The organism is Bartonella acomydis, from assembly GCF_039543025.1.
GTDB lineage: Bacteria > Pseudomonadota > Alphaproteobacteria > Rhizobiales > Rhizobiaceae > Bartonella > Bartonella acomydis.
Genome location: NZ_BAABIY010000020.1, coordinates 1 through 16,034 on the forward strand (window position 1 = coordinate 1; position 16,034 = coordinate 16,034).

19 protein-coding genes and 3 pseudogenes are annotated in these 16,034 nt (G+C 37.7%); 1 reads left to right on the top strand and 21 read right to left on the bottom strand.

The window, feature by feature from the left end; all coding sequences use genetic code 11:
- The 7 genes and pseudogenes from ABD909_RS04270 to ABD909_RS04300 all read right to left on the bottom strand — a co-directional run.
- Nucleotides 1-1,140 (bottom strand): DNA-binding domain-containing protein (locus ABD909_RS04270; RefSeq protein ID WP_345096731.1); only part of this gene is annotated, 1,140 nt, incomplete at its 3' end.
- Nucleotides 1,083-1,421 (bottom strand): MerR family transcriptional regulator, encoded by a 339-nt coding sequence (locus tag ABD909_RS04275; RefSeq protein WP_345096732.1) that lies wholly within the window; start codon nucleotides 1,419-1,421, stop codon nucleotides 1,083-1,085. The genes ABD909_RS04270 and ABD909_RS04275, both read right to left, overlap by 58 nt.
- A pseudogene (locus ABD909_RS04280) lies at nucleotides 1,418-1,876 on the bottom strand (hypothetical protein). Before ABD909_RS04280 ends, ABD909_RS04275 begins: the two are co-directional and overlap by 4 nt.
- Nucleotides 1,873-2,819, bottom strand: a pseudogene (locus tag ABD909_RS04285) (ParB/RepB/Spo0J family partition protein). Before ABD909_RS04285 ends, ABD909_RS04280 begins: the two co-directional pseudogenes overlap by 4 nt.
- On the bottom strand, nucleotides 2,819-3,217 hold the full coding sequence (locus ABD909_RS04290) for a hypothetical protein (RefSeq protein ID WP_345096733.1): 399 nt from the start codon (nucleotides 3,215-3,217) through the stop codon (nucleotides 2,819-2,821). The pseudogene ABD909_RS04285 and the gene ABD909_RS04290 overlap by 1 nt, the downstream one beginning before the upstream one ends.
- Nucleotides 3,201-3,338, bottom strand: coding sequence for a hypothetical protein (locus tag ABD909_RS04295; RefSeq protein WP_345096734.1), 138 nt, complete (start codon nucleotides 3,336-3,338; stop codon nucleotides 3,201-3,203). The genes ABD909_RS04290 and ABD909_RS04295 overlap by 17 nt, the downstream gene beginning before the upstream one ends.
- A 67-nt stretch (nucleotides 3,339-3,405) precedes the next feature.
- A complete protein-coding gene (locus ABD909_RS04300) occupies nucleotides 3,406-3,699 on the bottom strand; it encodes a helix-turn-helix domain-containing protein (RefSeq protein WP_345096735.1) in 294 nt (97 codons plus the stop codon).
- 153 nt (nucleotides 3,700-3,852) lie between these two features.
- Between ABD909_RS04300 and ABD909_RS04305 the strand changes: the two genes are divergently transcribed.
- Nucleotides 3,853-4,383, top strand: coding sequence for a helix-turn-helix domain-containing protein (locus ABD909_RS04305; protein ID WP_345096736.1), 531 nt, complete (start codon nucleotides 3,853-3,855; stop codon nucleotides 4,381-4,383).
- Between the two features lie 793 nt (nucleotides 4,384-5,176).
- On the opposite strand, the gene trbL is transcribed toward ABD909_RS04305, so the two are convergent.
- The 14 genes and pseudogenes from trbL to traF all read right to left on the bottom strand — a co-directional run bounded on the left by trbL (nucleotide 5,177) and on the right by traF (nucleotide 15,934).
- Nucleotides 5,177-6,625, bottom strand: coding sequence for a P-type conjugative transfer protein TrbL (gene trbL, locus ABD909_RS04310; RefSeq protein ID WP_345096737.1), 1,449 nt, complete (start codon nucleotides 6,623-6,625; stop codon nucleotides 5,177-5,179).
- Between the two features lie 108 nt (nucleotides 6,626-6,733).
- Entirely contained in the window at nucleotides 6,734-7,492 is a 759-nt protein-coding gene (trbJ, locus tag ABD909_RS04315) for a P-type conjugative transfer protein TrbJ (RefSeq protein WP_345096739.1), read from the bottom strand.
- On the bottom strand, nucleotides 7,467-9,971 hold the full coding sequence (locus tag ABD909_RS04320; protein WP_345096740.1) for a VirB4 family type IV secretion/conjugal transfer ATPase: 2,505 nt from the start codon (nucleotides 9,969-9,971) through the stop codon (nucleotides 7,467-7,469). Before ABD909_RS04320 ends, trbJ begins: the two co-directional genes overlap by 26 nt.
- Nucleotides 9,971-10,276, bottom strand: coding sequence for a conjugal transfer protein TrbD (gene trbD, locus ABD909_RS04325; RefSeq protein ID WP_345096741.1), 306 nt, complete (start codon nucleotides 10,274-10,276; stop codon nucleotides 9,971-9,973). The genes ABD909_RS04320 and trbD overlap by 1 nt, the downstream gene beginning before the upstream one ends.
- Nucleotides 10,276-10,674 carry a TrbC/VirB2 family protein gene (locus tag ABD909_RS04330; RefSeq protein WP_345096742.1) on the bottom strand — a complete coding sequence of 133 codons (399 nt, stop codon included), beginning with the start codon at nucleotides 10,672-10,674 and terminating at the stop codon, nucleotides 10,276-10,278. The genes trbD and ABD909_RS04330 overlap by 1 nt, the downstream gene beginning before the upstream one ends.
- 11 nt (nucleotides 10,675-10,685) lie before the next feature.
- Entirely contained in the window at nucleotides 10,686-11,660 is a 975-nt protein-coding gene (gene trbB, locus ABD909_RS04335; protein WP_345096743.1) for a P-type conjugative transfer ATPase TrbB, read from the bottom strand.
- A 183-nt stretch (nucleotides 11,661-11,843) separates the two neighbouring features.
- A complete protein-coding gene (locus ABD909_RS04340; RefSeq protein ID WP_345096744.1) occupies nucleotides 11,844-12,239 on the bottom strand; it encodes a hypothetical protein in 396 nt (131 codons plus the stop codon).
- A gap of 145 nt (nucleotides 12,240-12,384) precedes the next feature.
- Complete coding sequence (locus ABD909_RS04345; protein ID WP_345096745.1) at nucleotides 12,385-12,690, bottom strand: hypothetical protein; 306 nt, start codon at nucleotides 12,688-12,690, stop codon at nucleotides 12,385-12,387.
- Nucleotides 12,691-13,301: 611 nt separating this feature from the next.
- Nucleotides 13,302-13,550 carry a hypothetical protein gene (locus ABD909_RS04350; protein ID WP_345096746.1) on the bottom strand — a complete coding sequence of 83 codons (249 nt, stop codon included), beginning with the start codon at nucleotides 13,548-13,550 and terminating at the stop codon, nucleotides 13,302-13,304.
- 432 nt (nucleotides 13,551-13,982) lie between these two features.
- A complete protein-coding gene (locus tag ABD909_RS04355; protein ID WP_345096747.1) occupies nucleotides 13,983-14,174 on the bottom strand; it encodes a hypothetical protein in 192 nt (63 codons plus the stop codon).
- Nucleotides 14,175-14,264: 90 nt separating this feature from the next.
- The gene (locus ABD909_RS04360; RefSeq protein ID WP_345096885.1) at nucleotides 14,265-14,447 is read right to left on the bottom strand and encodes a hypothetical protein; all 183 of its coding nucleotides are present in this window, start codon (nucleotides 14,445-14,447) and stop codon (nucleotides 14,265-14,267) included.
- Between the two features lie 24 nt (nucleotides 14,448-14,471).
- A pseudogene (locus ABD909_RS04365) lies at nucleotides 14,472-14,731 on the bottom strand (zincin-like metallopeptidase domain-containing protein); the annotation flags it as partial.
- Nucleotides 14,732-14,849: 118 nt separating this feature from the next.
- Nucleotides 14,850-15,194 (bottom strand): ArdC-like ssDNA-binding domain-containing protein, encoded by a 345-nt coding sequence (locus ABD909_RS04370; protein WP_345096748.1) that lies wholly within the window; start codon nucleotides 15,192-15,194, stop codon nucleotides 14,850-14,852.
- Between the two features lie 221 nt (nucleotides 15,195-15,415).
- On the bottom strand, nucleotides 15,416-15,934 hold the full coding sequence (gene traF / locus ABD909_RS04375; protein WP_345096749.1) for a conjugative transfer signal peptidase TraF: 519 nt from the start codon (nucleotides 15,932-15,934) through the stop codon (nucleotides 15,416-15,418).
- Nucleotides 15,935-16,034 lie beyond the last annotated feature (100 nt).

Consider the following 16,034-nt stretch of genomic DNA (forward strand, 5'->3'; position numbering starts at 1 on the left):
GACCACTTTATCGCTCACTTCAACCCCACCTTCACGCATGTTGGTGAGAGCTGAGACATCAAAACGCATATCGCCTGAGACAGCTTCTAAAAGACCCGAACTGTTGATCACATGACCAGCCCGCTCTTCCTTTAAGCCATGGATAATTAAATTATCTTCGGCAATGACATCGCCAAACTGATTAATAAAATCCCCATCTAAGGAGAGCATGGCAGATTTCTTGGCATAAATCAGCCCGCTATTGCTCAGATCTCCACTCACATTGAGGGCAACCCCATCACCACCAGAACCAAGGATGCCAGCATTGTTCAACGCATCTGTCGTCAAAACAAAAGCGCCACCACTTTTGAGAACCCCACCTTCAGCATTTAAAACCAAAGCCGTTTGCCCCAATAGTGGATCATGATTTGCTGCGACAAGTGTAAAAGCCCCTTGAGATAAAAATTGACCTGAATTTACTAATGAACCAAGCTTTGCATCAACAACAACACCCACCATGATGCCTTGATTGCTTACAAGACCAGAGCTGTTTAAGCTAAGCGCACCACCTTGTGCTTCCACAGTCCCCGCTTGGCTTAAACGATCAGCGCTCAAAAGCACATCATGCCCCAATACTGTGCTTTCCTCACCCGTTGTAAGCATGCCACCCGCTGTCAGTGCAACCTTTTGCATGTTTGCCTTCTCTTCGCCCTCTCGCGCTAGCGCTACAACCGCTTTGGAAACTTGCGCCTTAAAACGACGGCGTAACGCTCGCTCTGAAGGAATAGGCACCCAACCTTTCTCCCGCGCAACCCCAACCATCCGCCGATAACATGCCGAAAATGCAGGGCGAGAAGGGCGCAAATAATCCGAACATAAAACCTCAAAAGCTTCCTCATGGCAGGGCGCAAACTGCGAAACAGTCTCCTCGCCATAACAAGGCGCCAGCGCTGCCAACCAATCACAACGAGGGGCACCTTCAACCATCTGACACCAATTAAAAAGCGACATCCGGCTCACCCCAAACTGCACCGCGCACAAACTTGCTGCATCATGCACCCCCATACCGGCATGAAGTAAATCTTCCCAAAAACAAAGTGCCTTCAAACGCTGTTCACAACGGCTTTTATGCACCTTTGAAAGCCCTTCATAACGCGCCAAAGCGCTTCTTTTTGTCTCGTCAGCTCTGCCTTTCGCAAAACATCAACACTCCCCTCCCGCAACAACAACGCCACCCGCGCCCCCTCCGGCAATAAAGAGATGTGATACTCCCAAACCGGCTTGGTCTTACCTACTATTTGACGAAACAATTGTGTATTTAAACGCCATTTCTTAAGCGCAAGATTTTTCTTAAGCGCAAGATTATTGAGACTAATTTTTGTCTGCGGCAATCCTGGCAAAGCCGCTTCAGCCAACTCAGCAATACTAAACCACTCTTTCATGGCTGCCCCCGTCTAATGCGCACTGGAACCGCACGCATCGCTTTTAATTGTGCGGCAATCTCACGCTGTTCCTGCTGCAATCGTGCAATTTCTGCCAAACGCGCTTCATCCCCTTGCAACAACAGCAAACCATCCTCACTCACCACCTCATCCCAAAGCTAAAAGGCGCCCGTCGCCCGCACAAAAGCTTTAAAGCGCGGCAAGGAAATATCCACCTGCTTACTTTCAGCAACATAAGCATCCAAACTCGCCTTACTTAAACAACCAATGCCTAAATAATGCGCCATACGCTCTGCAATCTCACTGCGCTCATAGCGGCATTCACGCAAAGCCCGTGCCATAGCCCGCTTAATGCGAGAGCGAAACCGCTCTAAATCAATCTGCGCAACAGGCTCACGACAGGGAAAAACCGGACGTTGAAAAAAATCAAGTTGATGAGAACCACGCGTCTTCATGCCTGCTCCTCCCCCGATTGCTTATTCAAATAATCGTAAAACCGCGCCCGTGTCTGTGCATCCGCTCTCTGCCATACCCCCAACAATTGAGCAAAAACCCGTTCTTGTTCATTAACTTTCGGGGGTATATTAATCCCATTGACCAAATCAACAGCCCGCCGTAAATCCCCCTCAACCTGTTGCAAAGCAATCGCCACCCGCCGCTGCGCAACCGGCTCCATCTTCGCCAACTTCAACAACTACGCTTGGTTATCCGCCAAAGCAGTCCCTCACAAAACAGACCGCAACTCCGGCTGTAAATGCTGTGCAATACGGTTGAGAAGTTTCACTGACTCCTTCGATAAACCAATCCTATCGGCAACATGTGTGGCAAAGTGCAAACTTTACATTTTGCCATTTAAATCACCATCATTTGGCAAAGGGTAAATATTACCCTTTGCCACTTTGTCCCCTTCACCCCCAGTTTCATTATCATTTGAAGAGGCATTATCACTGATTTGAGCAATAGGGTAAACTTTACCCAATTGCTCTTTTTTGGCTTTATGTTGATTACTGCCATCTCCACCAACCTTAATTTCCCCATACTTCTTTTCCCACAATTCGCGGTACGTCTGCACAAACAAAGCGCGGTCAATCACTGACAATTCATTACGAAACAAATTCTCTGCAACCTCTAAAAGCGCGGCATTCTCTTTATCTGCCTGCACCACAACCGCTTCAATGGCGCCATACCCTAAAAGCTCCGCCGCCCGTAACCGATGCGCCCCCGCAATCAACGTATAATGCCCTCTTTCGCATTGGGTGTATGGCGCACGGTAATCGGATTCATTAACCCTTCTCGTGCCATCGATTGGGCAAGCGCCTTGGCATGCTCATCATCAACAAGGCGTATACGCTCTGGCACAACAATCAAATCTAAAGCAATCTCTTGAAACCGTGCCATTATCCAACCGCCTTTGCCATTTCTTTAAAAAACAAATCCATCGCACGCCCCGCCCATCTTCGATAAGCCTTAGCAAAAACAGGTTCCATTAATCGCCGATTAATCACTTGAAGGGACAGAGAAATAGAAGTCCGTTGCCGTTCTTGTATAGCGACAATACGCCGCCGTGGAACCTCAAACTGATAATGCAAAATATGAATAGCAATCTGTCGTGCTAACGCCGCATCAAATAAGCCATGCGGGGGGTCAATAATATACCGGATTGGCAAATGCCGAAATCCACCACTCACTGCCTTAAAAGAACAGGAAAGCATAATTTGTAATCGTTCAACTTCTGAATAAGGATTAACGATATCGCGTCTGACATCTGGGGTCCATAAATTATAAGCCGCAACCATAACCACCCCCGATAAAGAAAACTTGACCACCTAACCTTAAAAAACAACCCATCCAATCGGCTGCTTGATAAGGTAACAGTGTGCAATTTTTCTTGTCTATTTTGTATTGATCTTTAGACATTGATAAACCTTTTTATCTTATGGTATCTAAATACATGGCAAATGCGCTAACACGCAGAGCCTAAAGCTCAAGCAGCATTACCGCGTGAGAGGGAAGAAACAACACAATCCGTATTGGCGTGTTTTGCTGCCTTGAAAATACGACTGCGACTTTTAGGATAACGGTCGCTAAAAACCTGCTCAACGGGTAAGCCAATAAAGTCTGCAATTGCGCGCTCGGCTTTCTCGTTAGACCGTGTCCAAATGTTTTTAACACTGGACGAGGGTATTTGATACGCTTTCGCGAGCTCCGCCAAGGTCATGTTCCGGCGGCGTAGCTCAGCTAAAATACTATGGCGATCCCATGTTTGTGTGATAGTCATAAACTTTCGCTCCTGCTTAAAACGGATACTCCAACTATCCGTCTTTTGTCGGGTTAATTGTGTAATAACTGCCCTCTATATCGGACGGTAATAATAGGTACATGCCAAATATCTGTCTTTGTAAACAGTTTTTTGTCATTTGGAGTGATTTTTTTGGCACGCCCTGAAAAAGAACCACAAACAGAACTTGCAAAACGCCTACGTGAAGTACGACGAATGCTCGGAAACGAGGAACGGGGTATTTTTGCACAACGCCTTAATTTACAACGCACTACTCTTGCCAATTATGAAATCGGAGTACACGAGCCAACATCCTCAGCAATTAACGCCTATCATAGAGTCTATAACATTAACCCCCATTGGCTCGTTACGGGTGAAGGTGAAATGTTTAGTGACATGGCAAAAGCGAAAGCAGCAGGTTTTAAACCACAAACTATCCCTGCTGGACTGATGAAAAAACTTGGTCGCATAGCTTATACAACCTATCGTGATGAAAATATTAAACTCCCCCCTGAAGATATAGCGGAACTCGCGGCGGAACTTTGTATAAAGTTGCAAGAGTTGGTTCAAGACATCAACGACACGGAAGAAGTTGAGCTTACCTTGCCTCTTCTAAAATTGCATTTAAAGCGCCAAATCGAAGCTGAAAAAGAACATTCCAAAACTACACAAGATACGGCTTAATGCTCCTTTAAAATGAAAGTGGAAATCTTTTTACATTAGAAAATGTTACGTAACAATTTGATTTATAAATATAAATTATCTCTAAAAATAGATAATCACCTATAGGTGAAAATCTTTTTTGCTTTTTTGGTTATTTTTGGCTGATTTTGTAATGTGCTTCACACTTTATCGGATTTTTTTCAAAGGGTCTTCAAAGGCGGTTTTCTAGGCTTTCACAGACTTTTAAAAATTTTTCAAAGGGTTTTCAAAGACCTTCAAAGCCTTTTCTCATTTTTACGCTTAAATTCCGATTTTCGCTCTTTTTTACCATTTTTTGCAATTTTAGGTGTCAAAATCTATTTTGACAAAACGCGCATTTAATGGTAAAAAATAACTATAAAAACAACAAATTATCACGTATTCCTAACTAATCCCACCTTTTCCCACTTAGTATAAAACCTAGTGTCAAACTACAATCGCGATAATTAAATCTGTATTCCAATACAATAAATTATCTCATACCTTGGTGTAATGATAATGTTTAAAAAGGGATAAAAATGAAAAAAAACATTTTATTATGGTATTTTATTATGCATAGTTATATTAGCTATAGGATTTAGTATTACCGGTTGTGGTAAAACTGAACAGGAAAAACGTCAAGCTAAACAAGAAGAACAAGCTAAAAAGTTTTTTGAAACAAAATCGCCAGATACAGATCGTGGACATGCATTTTAAATAAGTCCCCTACGACAATAAAATGTGAGTTATCAAACTCAAAATTAAAGAGACTACTATCTATTTCTCAAAAATAAAGCTATAGTTTCTTTAAGTTCTTATCTATTGTAGATTTTACTCCAAATGTAGATTTTACTCCAGAGATTGTTTTTACAATCATGTCACCTGCTCTAACTTCATCAGATTGAGGTGTATTATAATTAAAAATTTGGATATCGTTATATTCTGGTGATGTAGGTGGAGCATTAAGACTAAGATTTGCTGCATTTTCCATTCCTGGAATACAAAAAGTAGCCATATGTTCAGCACCTTTTAAAGTCATATCAGCAATATCTCTCGTTTTTGAAAAATCAGCAATATCTCTCGTTTTTGGAAAATCAGCAATATCTCTCGTTTTTGGAAAAACTGACTCAGATTGTTCTGGAGAAATCGATTTAGCTTGAGACTGACTAGTGCTAGTGAAACGATTTTCCCCTCCAGCTACACGTGGATTTCCTACCGATTGAGGTTTATTACCACTATCTTTAAAAAAGTTTCCTGTCATTTGAGAAGCATTTATATTGTTAACTGCCCCTGTCATAACTCCACCTCCACTCATTCCAGCAGTTTCTATTCCACCACTTTCTCCTCCTCCTAAAGCACTACCTGTGCCACCAGCAGCAGCTGCTCCACCAGCAACAGCTGGTGCTCCTGCTCCAGCAGTTGCGGCGACAACAGCTGCTCCTACAGCAGCACTAACCATTGCTCCAATAGTTGCACCACTTCCACCACTTGTTCCAGAAATTAAACCACTAATAATTTCTGGAATAGTCTTTGTTAAATACGCACATAACAAAGAAAGTCCTAGTAATGTCCAATTTGACGCAGCAGAATAAACATATGCATCTTTCCATGCCTTCATAGAATCGGAAATTAAAGTCACTAAGAGTGTCATTACAAATAATTTTGCACCAACAGAGACAGTATAACGAAATATTGTTATACTTATTTCTCGTGTCCATTGAGACGCTCCAAACCCCATAAATATAACAGATGCATTGATTACAATATATGATTCAATAAGTGTAACAGCTAGTAAAACAGCTATAAAACTAAAGCAAAGAAAAACAATAACAGATTGAATAGTAATCAACATAGAATTTATAGGATTCCAAGTGCTAACATTTGCCATAACTTCCATAATATCAGAAGCTTCACCCAAAATATCTGAAGGAAAAAGATTTCTGTCTCTTCCGCTTGCATCAGCTGCTGCTGTACGAAAACTCTCAACAATAGCTGTTCCCCATTCTTGAGAATATTCTAAAAGAGCAGCAAAAAAACCTATCACAAGAATGAACTTAACCAATTCTCCCAAAAAATCAGCAATATCAGATTGTTTAAACAAAAGAGGAATAAAACTAATAATCAATTGAAGCGTAGCCAATAACCAAAAAAGACGAAAACCATAATAATGTAGTTTTGAGTACCAGCGATGAGATTGATCTTGTATTAAATCCAATAAACCACTAAATGATTTAGTTTTGTCCAAACCATTTGCAAAAGCAATATCTGTAAAAAATATATACCCAAGCACAATCAAAAAAAATATTAAAAAAACGCGTTTTTTATTTCTCAACACTTTGTAATTTTCCATTTTTTAAAATGCATGTTTCCGATCTGTATCTGGCGATTTTGTTTCAAAAAACTTCTCAACATTAGCTTCATTTTTTGCTGTACGTTCTACTTCATCAGCTGTGTAATTTGCTTGCAAAGTAATATTATTAGCCACCAATTCACGAAGCATTTGCAGTTGCTTAACTTGTTGGGTAGCAATTTCATTTCCAGCTTGAATGGCTTGCATACGCCCCTTTGCAGTTGCTGAACGACTGATGAGCTGCCGCATAAAATTATCTTCTTTAACAAAATTACTTATGTTAATTCCAGCTGCCTGAATAGCTACACGTGCATTAGCAAAACCATTTTCTGCCCATTTTCTAAAATCTTTTATCGGATTGTTTTTCCCAATCTTTTTTAAAAAATTTTCATAACCAGGATAACGTTCTTTAAATTTATTATGCAGGTTCTGCATATTATAGGCAATGATTTTAGCGTCTTGATAAGTTCTGTTCAATAATTTCAAATCATTCTCGAATCTTTCAACGCTTATAGAATCAAGCTTTTTAGCCTGTTCTACCATATCTTTATATTGCTTAACCTCTTCTGCGAGCTGCTGTGCAGTATTTAATGCAATTTCTACATCTTTTGCATACTCCAACGCTTGAGTCATAAAATTAGAACAATTGATGCAAGTCATTTGCGCGACAGCTTGTTCTGGAATAATCAGTACAACAAAGTTTGCTATAAAAAATATAGTTACTACAAAAATGAATTTAATGCTCTTTAAGGTATTTTTCATAATTAACTCTCCTCATTTCAAGCCATTTAAAAGGCCAATTCTTTGCATCTTCACTGATGAGTTTTTTAATTTCGGCAAGATCTTCCTTGCTAGAAATTGCTACAAAAGAAAGAGCAATATCACCTAATCCTAATTCAAAGAGACGGTGGCCAAGAATAGACTTATAATAATATTGCCTTTTCTTTTTTGCTGTTTTGATAATTTGAATTTCTTTATCATTCAAACCAATCATTCTATATAGATCAACCGCTCCAGGCGCTCCTTCAGCACCCTTTGTTTCTGCTTCTTCATTAGGAAGTAATATCTTGGTAGGACACTGTTCCAACAAAACATCAAGAATACCAGAACGAACTGCATCAGACAGACTTTGTGTTGCCATGATTACAAGGCAATTCTTTTTTCTTAATTCTTTTAACCATTCACGAATTTTCTCACGAAAAACAGGATGTCCAAGCATAATCCATGCTTCATCCAGTGAAAGAATAGATGGTTGTCCTTTCAAGCTTCTTTCAAAACGTCTAAATAGATATAACAAAACCGGCAAACCGTTTTTATCGCCTAGTTTCATAAGTTCATCAATTTCATAAACAATAAAATCATTATGATCTTCTAACTGTTCTTGACCATCTAACAAATATCCCATAGCACCAGAAATCGTATAATGTGTAAGTGCATCACGGATTTCTTGGTTTTGAATGGTCGTAACAAAATTACTGAGTGAACGCATATTTTTAGGTGTTTTACTCATCTGCCTCATTGCACGATGAATTTCCATTTTTTGCTGAGGAGACAGCGCTTGTCCCGTCTGCAATTCATAGCAAATAGCAATCCATTCTTGCGCCCAAAGATTATCGGCTTCTGTATCAATGTCTGCAAGCGGCATAAGAGCACCGATAGTACTATCACTGTCACCAATATCATAATGACGTCCATTTATAGCATAACACAATGTATATAACGAACGACCTTTATCAAAAGCAGTAATATTAGCAGGTAAATGCTTACCATTTTTATCTGTTGCTCTTGACCAATATCTACGCGCTTGCGCTAATAAAAACGCTAAAAGCGTTGATTTTCCAGATCCGGTTGGACCAAATACAAGTGTGTGGCCAACATCATCAACATGTAAATTAATCCGAAATGGTGTTGCACCTGTTGTTACTACTTGAGATAAAGCAGGGGAATTATCAGGATAAAGTGGACAAGGATTAAATTGTAAACCTGGCCATACACTTGAGAGAGGTAACATATCGGCAAGATTTTGAGTATTAATTAATGGACGTCTAATGTTTGGATAAGTTTGACCAGCGATCGTCCCTAACCATGCTTCCATTGTATTGACTGTTTCAATACGAGCTGCAAAACCTTTATGTTCAATTTCGCGTTTAACTAACCTAGCATTTTCTGCTAGAACCTCACGATTTTCATGCATCAAAACAATTGTTGGTGAATAATAACCGTAAGCAACAAGACCCGAACGAGCTTCGTTCATTGCTGCCTCAGCTTGTTGTGCCATAAACCAAGCATCAGTATTGATAGTTCCTTTATTGGTCTTAAAAACCTGAGAAAAAAATCCCCTTACTTTTTGTTGCCATTTCAATCTATATTTATTTAATGCGGCAACAGCTTCATGCTGGTCCATAAATATAAAACGACTAGACCACCTATAATGTAAAGGCAAACCATCAAGAATGTCTAATATTCCAGGGTAACTGGCTGCTGGAAAACCATCAATTGAAATACATGCAATAAATTTATCTCCAAGTCGTGGAATATCTCCAGGCCACAAATCAGTATAACCAAGCCATGAATCCAAATACATTGGACAATCTGGTATTCGCAGGGCAACAGCTTCACCATTAAGCGCATAATGTAAATAATTAACAAGTTGGTCACTGTCATAAACATCATCACCATTTTTAATAGTGATTGCTTTCATCCTCTGCATTTTAAGTAGATCACCAAGCCCAATATAAAAATCATCTATTTTCTTTTTGAATTCATCAAGCAAACGTTCAGCAGGTGTAGTTAACTCAACAGTATCATCTTCATAAACGATTTCTCCCAATTTTGATGATTTTCGAGTAGGTGGTAAATATTGTATTAATAAAGCATATTCAGTTTCATAGTGAACTTCACTTTGCTGAAAATAAAACCGTTTTTCTGCATCAATCAACGCTGTAATAGGGTCGGGAAAATGAGATAATTCTGGATCTGAATAACTTGGTGACTCTATGCGTATGGCATCAACCCATATAGCCCATCCCGAATGAAACCGAGAAAGGTATGTATTAACTAAACCTGTTATATAATTTCTTTCTGCATCCGTTGCCGACATAGGATCATCCCCACGAATGAAAAAACCAGCTAATAAAGAACCATCTTTTCCCAAGATAATGCCGTCATCAATTAAAGCAGCAAAATTTAAAAGATCAGGAAGACCGGCAACAGTAGTGCGAAAGGGTTTTAATTTAAACATCAATACGTCCTTATTGATTTTGCAACACGAAAGGGACGTGAAAAGGGAGCATAATAACTACGATATTTCAATTGACGAATGTAAATTCGAGACAAAGTAGGATCAAACTTTGCCATTCTCCGTAGAACATAAAGAGAAATAAACCAGATACAAATACCAATTGTTGCTGCGACAATGTTCATTGCTGAAATAATAAGAATACCAGTTAAAAGCATTGATAGCAACATAAGCTCTCGTTCTCCACCCATGATTTGTTGAGGTCTATGAAGAGAGCGAAACAATTGTGTATACCGTTTTTCTCCCATTAAACTCCTCCAACCAAAACATTAGAAGGTACAACAGCACCGGAAAAGAGAGCGCCTGTAAGAAGAGTATTTGCAAAAACAATGACACTAATAACCAAAACAAGATAAATAATACGCTTTGTAAATTCGCTAATTTCACCACCAAAAATCAGTGTAGCTCCTCCAGCAACAAGCCCCAATAAAGAAACGACAAAAGCAACAGGACCAGAAATTGATTTTTTCAACTTTTGAAGAGGCCCCTCCCATGGAAGAGATGCTCCGCCACCCTCTGTTGCATCAGAAGCATGTGCAATATCACCTAAAATAAGACAAAGAAAAATTGCCACCCCCACAATAAGAAAAAACATCATAACATGATTGTGAAAATTATTTTTTGTTTGCGTTGAAGATAATTTCATATTTTGCTCCTTTAATGAATGAGATTTGTTATATACTTGTTGATTGCGTGGTCGTATCCACAAACTTCAATAATTTCTTTGACTCTGCGACCTGACAAGTTTTTTTCAATACTCAGAACGACATCAATTGTTTCTGCTATCAGTGATTGCATAGGAGCAATGGTTGCTTCTGATATTAATTGTTGGATTCTTGTTAATCCTGCTGTTGCATCATTAGCATGAACTGTTGCTATTCCACCTGGATGTCCAGTATTCCAGCTTTTTAATAAAGCTAAAGCTGCACCATCTCTCACCTCTCCAACAATAATGCGATCTGGCGCCATACGCATAGTCACCTTTAACAACCGCGTCATATCAATATATTCCACAGCTCGAAATGCCACAGTATTAGGAGCAGCGCATTGAAGTTCAGCTGTATCTTCAATAATTACAAAGCGCTCCTCTGGACATATATCTGTCATTTCTTTTAAGATTGCATTCGTTAAGGTAGTTTTTCCTGTCCCTGTTCCGCCAACAACGAGAATATTTTTGTGATTTTTCACAGCATCACTTAAAAGTGACTTTTGATGTGGAGTGATGATATTTTTTGCAACATAATCATCCAAAGTAAAAATTTGTGTTGCTTTTTTCCGAATTGTAAATGTTGGAGCAGAAACAATAGGTGGAATAACCGCTTCAAAACGGCTTCCATTCATTGGTAATTCACATTCAAGAATAGGATTTTCTTTGGTAATTTGTGTTCCAAGGGCTGTAGCTACTGTTCCCATAGCAGCTTCTGCCCTCTGTGTATCCATTACACCTACAGCTTTTTTAGGTTCACCAAGATGTTCAACCCACAAGGTTCCATCGGGATTTAACATAATTTCTATGATTGTAGGATCATTTAAGTAATCCCATACCTGCTGTCCAAATTCAAAACGCAACTTTTCAATGAGACGTCTATTTTGCTCTGAATTTCGTCCACTTTTAAATGCTGTAACAGCCATTCTCCAATCCCCAACCTTAAGAATATACCCCTATTCACTCTAAAAAATGAGAAGAATGTAAAACTTAAAGCCCCATTTCAATAGCATTCGTATGCTAATTTAAATATTGAATTTAAACAACAAAAAACATTCGCCTAGTACTAATTATCCACATTCCTGTTACTTAAAATCTACAGTTTTTTATTAAATAGAATGACCTTTATAATGCGAAAAATCTATATCAATAGCTTTAGCTTGCACTTTTTCATAGAGTTTTCGTATCACATTCATATTATCTCTTCGTACATCAATGATTGATTTTTCAACTGATGTTAAATGAGCTTTGTCGAGATTTCCTAGCCGTGTATAATGAGATGACATTGCTTTCCGCGCTTCATCATAAGGCAATCCTCCTTTACGATGCTTTGGTAGACTATGTCCCCTATTTATCGCATCATATTTCTCAGGATTAGAAACCAATTTTATGTGATCTTTAAAAACATCTATTTCCGTTAATGCTATTTCAAGGCTACTGGCCATAGCTATACTATTAGCATACCGAAGCAAATCATCATTTATAAGGTCACCTCTCCGTATCAAGAAGCGATGATAAATCCCCACTCTTTCCAACTTTACGAATATGATCACATAGATTACTTTGCACATTGTGTAATTTTTGAGATCCTAATGTTTTTTCAAGATCTGTACTAGTATACTTTGTTGTAAAAAAAGCTCTTCTAATTTATTAGAAATGATGACCTCCTATTACAACACCTTTATCTAACCAGTCCGGACCATATTTTTCATTAGCACTTTTGATAGAAAATCCCATATCTCGTATAAATTGCGCTCCACGTTGATATTTAAGAAGTAGAAGTGCATGTGCTGGATATTCAGCCATCGCTAACCATTTCCAAGTTGCTTTGTTATCATTCGCCTTGGAAGCTGCTTCTGCCTCAACTATATAAATACTGTTTTGAGAAAGACCACCTGCCCGCAATTCTTCACATTCAGCATCAGTCATATAACTTTTTGGTAATTTCTTTTCCATAGAAAACTCCTTATCTTAGAGTATGTCTACATACTAATTTAAAGGCTGAATTTGAGTAATAAAAATACATTCTATTATATCTCACTTTCTTGATTCTTTCTTTTCTCTATATGAAGCCGTGTTAGGATTTTGAGAAAGTTTTTATTCCCTATCCTGCAAAATTATGAGACCTTACATGAGAAATCATAGCCTTATCACTTGAATTAATATTACGATCATTGAGAGTAGTTGCTCTTTGGCAAAGTTGATTAGCGGCATCGCGCTCTTTATAAACATATTGATCATCAAGTGCTGTTGTTGAGTCATCAATACAAATTGGTCTTGCATATTTGCAAGTGTTTGGAGTCTCTCAGCCATCACTCTTACTTCTATTTCGGAAATTTTCATTTTAGATGTAAAATCATTTCTGGCTTTATCACTACTATGTATTCTCTTGTAATCGTCCCAATCAGAAAAATCTTTCTCTTCTTTCTTAAATTCCCGATAAACTACCCCTCCTCCAACTATCTGCTGCCTATAAGCTGCCGTAATTCCAACATTAGTTCCTTTTTTCCATTAGAAAGTAATATTTCCTGTGTAGCATGATCATTATCTGTAACAAACAAAATTACTCAATCTGGATATTTATCACGCATTACTCTACCTACATTTTCTAAATTTCCAGAATCAAAAGCCGTTACAACTGGCATATGAGTAATTTGTGCTACAGCAGAAGCTGTTGCATATCCTTCTGCAATAAGGATAGGATTTTCTAAATCATTATTAAGAGCGGATATTCCTACATTATTAGAACCGACAATCGTAAAACTCTCATGTTTTTTCCCATCTTTCATAAAAGACTTGAAGGTAAGATTAACCATCTGAAGCGTACTTAAATTATTATCTTTATCCCATAGTGGAATAATTAAATCTCCTGCCAAAAATGTGCGTATATTAGGATTGCTTTTCTTTATTATTTTTGTTTCCTTAACAGATTTTGCAACTCTAACACCTTGCTTTTTAATGTCCTCTGGAAAATCACCTGGAACCTCTTTTAAATCACTCGTCTGATTTATACCTTTAAGCTTACAATATGCATTATCTTGAGTTGCTATTTTACTGGCTTTCCATATTTGAGAAGCTAGTATTGCTGTGTTATTTTGTTTTTTAGCAATCTCTTTTTGTAAAATTTCTTGCCGCTCTTTAACTTCTGCGCCAATCTTTTTTTTCTTCTAAAGATAAAGAAGAAATAACTTTTTCTGGTTTCCAGTAAATTTTTTCACCACGACGAAAATTTTGAATATAGCCTCCTCCTAGTGAATGATAACCAATATAAGCAACACTTTTTTGATATTTTTTTCATTTTCAACAGCAACACGATGCCATTTCTCATCCATAAGTGGACTTTCAATAATTAAATCAGCAGAATGAAGTGCCTCCTTAAATTGTTGTTCCACTGATAAAACTGTGTTTGATTTTGAATTATCATGAGAAAAACGATCCAAACCTTTTTCAACTAAATTTGTACTAGCAGGAACATATCAAGATTTTGCGTCTTTATCCCACTTAGCCTCTAATTTTTTTACTTCTTCTTTTTAGGAATAAGGAACATCTAAAAAAATCTTTTCTGTGTTATCTGCTTTATGATCATAATTAACATATACAGATGGCTCTTTTTCAACATTAATAACTTTAATATTTTCTAATCCCATGATAAAATTTTTAATTTTCTCTGCTTCAAAAGCGGCTCTAAAAATTTCTTTTGGATTATTTTGCATAACTTCAATCCATGAAGAAACATATGAAATATTATTTACCGGATCATAATCTATACTTAATTCTTCCCCAATCAGAAAAGAAGCAATAGTAGCTTTTCTTTGGCATATCCTAAAGAGCCTATAGGATAAGTCATATCACGATTAAGTCTTGAAGTATGTCCAAGTTCATATAATGCTGTGGCATAAAAAGAGTCTTTTGAATCAAATTGTTTTGTTTCTGGTAAAAAAAGAGTATCAATATCACCACCACGATAAAAAGCGTGCTTTCTATCACCACTATCAATTTTTGCACCTTATGCAGCTAAAATTGCTTCTGCTCGTGCATATCTTATTTCCTCTGATAAAATAGGACGTGGTTCTAATTAGGTAATCCATCAATTTGTTCAGCATTAAACACTTTTACTAGGAAAATATGAGGTTCAGAAAGCTTTTTTCGTGTTTGTTCCCATCTTCATCATAAAAAGAAATCTTCTCATCCTGTTTCCAATAAATAATATTTGTACTTTTCATACCTTTTTTAATTCTACAACCCATTTCATTCGCTTGCTGATATGTAAGCCAACGTGGATCAGTATATTTTGGGCTTGCAAGCCACAAGCTATTAATACCGCTATATTTTTTACCTGTTTGTGGATTATAAGGAGATCTCGCACATCCAGGAGGCAATGCTTGTTGGTATGGTGCTATTCCTTGTTGAAGTTGTGTGATGAAATAATCTGTTACGGTTTTAACATATTCAAAACTCATCTCTCCCCCTATTATACGTTATTAGAATTTTCAATTTAAGAAAAATCTGTAGCACACAAATCCCAAACGTCTTCTTCTGAAAGTGCTGTTTCTGAAAAAAAACATAACTTTCTACTTCTTCTAAACTCAATGGAATCTGTACCTCGGGTATAAAAGTATCATTTACAGCTGAAGAAAGTATAGGAACTACTTTTACTCTTATTTTTTTCATTATTAAAATCTCAATTCTGAAAAGTTAAAATGGGTTTAGCAGAACCCATTATATTCGTAATAGGAACAGCCCCAAAATAGCGGCTATCAAAACTTACAGGATCAAAACTTGAAATAAACCAAGCATATCCTTCTGCAACGTGATATTCTCCATTAGGCACACCAGCTACCCCACCATTTCTTTGGCTATTTTTTAATAAATGACCATTAATACTAATACCTCTTTCAGTTACTTGAACCACATCACCTGAAACAGCTACCAATGGTTTCAAAAAAGGTATAGCTCCACTAGAACAAGCTCCTGATTGAAGATACCCTTTCTCAACAAACACTTTGACAATAGGTACATCTGGAGGACAAACCTCCATAAATTTTCCCCTTCGCATTTCTTTTTTAAAGTAATTTACTTTCCAAATTCCGATAGGAGCGGAATGCGAATAATTAATTCTAAATCCTTGAGAGAGAGCAAATAAAATCAAACAACCAATAGTAAGAGAACATAAAGTGATTATGGACATAACTCGTTTCATGAGAGAACAAAGCCTTCTTGAACTTTTTTGATTTCATTTCTTTGATGCAAGCGATCAGTAATAGGAGGAGATATTTTTGAGTGGCTCAAATATTATAAGT

Excerpts from the sequence above, each read along its gene's own strand:
- ABD909_RS04275 (WP_345096732.1), bottom strand. The coding sequence starts at position 1,421 with ATGAAAGAGTGGTTTAGTATTGCTGAGTTGGCTGAAGCGGCTTTGCCA.
- ABD909_RS04290 (WP_345096733.1), bottom strand. The coding sequence starts at position 3,217 with ATGGTTGCGGCTTATAATTTATGGACCCCAGATGTCAGACGCGATATC.
- ABD909_RS04295 (WP_345096734.1), bottom strand. The coding sequence starts at position 3,338 with ATGTCTAAAGATCAATACAAAATAGACAAGAAAAATTGCACACTGTTA.
- ABD909_RS04300 (WP_345096735.1), bottom strand. The coding sequence starts at position 3,699 with ATGACTATCACACAAACATGGGATCGCCATAGTATTTTAGCTGAGCTA.
- trbJ (WP_345096739.1), bottom strand. The coding sequence starts at position 7,492 with ATGAAAAATACCTTAAAGAGCATTAAATTCATTTTTGTAGTAACTATA.
- ABD909_RS04320 (WP_345096740.1), bottom strand. The coding sequence starts at position 9,971 with ATGTTTAAATTAAAACCCTTTCGCACTACTGTTGCCGGTCTTCCTGAT.
- trbD (WP_345096741.1), bottom strand. The coding sequence starts at position 10,276 with ATGGGAGAAAAACGGTATACACAATTGTTTCGCTCTCTTCATAGACCT.
- ABD909_RS04330 (WP_345096742.1), bottom strand. The coding sequence starts at position 10,674 with ATGAAATTATCTTCAACGCAAACAAAAAATAATTTTCACAATCATGTT.
- trbB (WP_345096743.1), bottom strand. The coding sequence starts at position 11,660 with ATGGCTGTTACAGCATTTAAAAGTGGACGAAATTCAGAGCAAAATAGA.
- ABD909_RS04345 (WP_345096745.1), bottom strand. The coding sequence starts at position 12,690 with ATGGAAAAGAAATTACCAAAAAGTTATATGACTGATGCTGAATGTGAA.
- ABD909_RS04350 (WP_345096746.1), bottom strand. The coding sequence starts at position 13,550 with ATGGTTAATCTTACCTTCAAGTCTTTTATGAAAGATGGGAAAAAACAT.
- ABD909_RS04360 (WP_345096885.1), bottom strand. The coding sequence starts at position 14,447 with ATGCAAAATAATCCAAAAGAAATTTTTAGAGCCGCTTTTGAAGCAGAG.
- ABD909_RS04370 (WP_345096748.1), bottom strand. The coding sequence starts at position 15,194 with ATGAGTTTTGAATATGTTAAAACCGTAACAGATTATTTCATCACACAA.
- traF (WP_345096749.1), bottom strand. The coding sequence starts at position 15,934 with ATGAAACGAGTTATGTCCATAATCACTTTATGTTCTCTTACTATTGGT.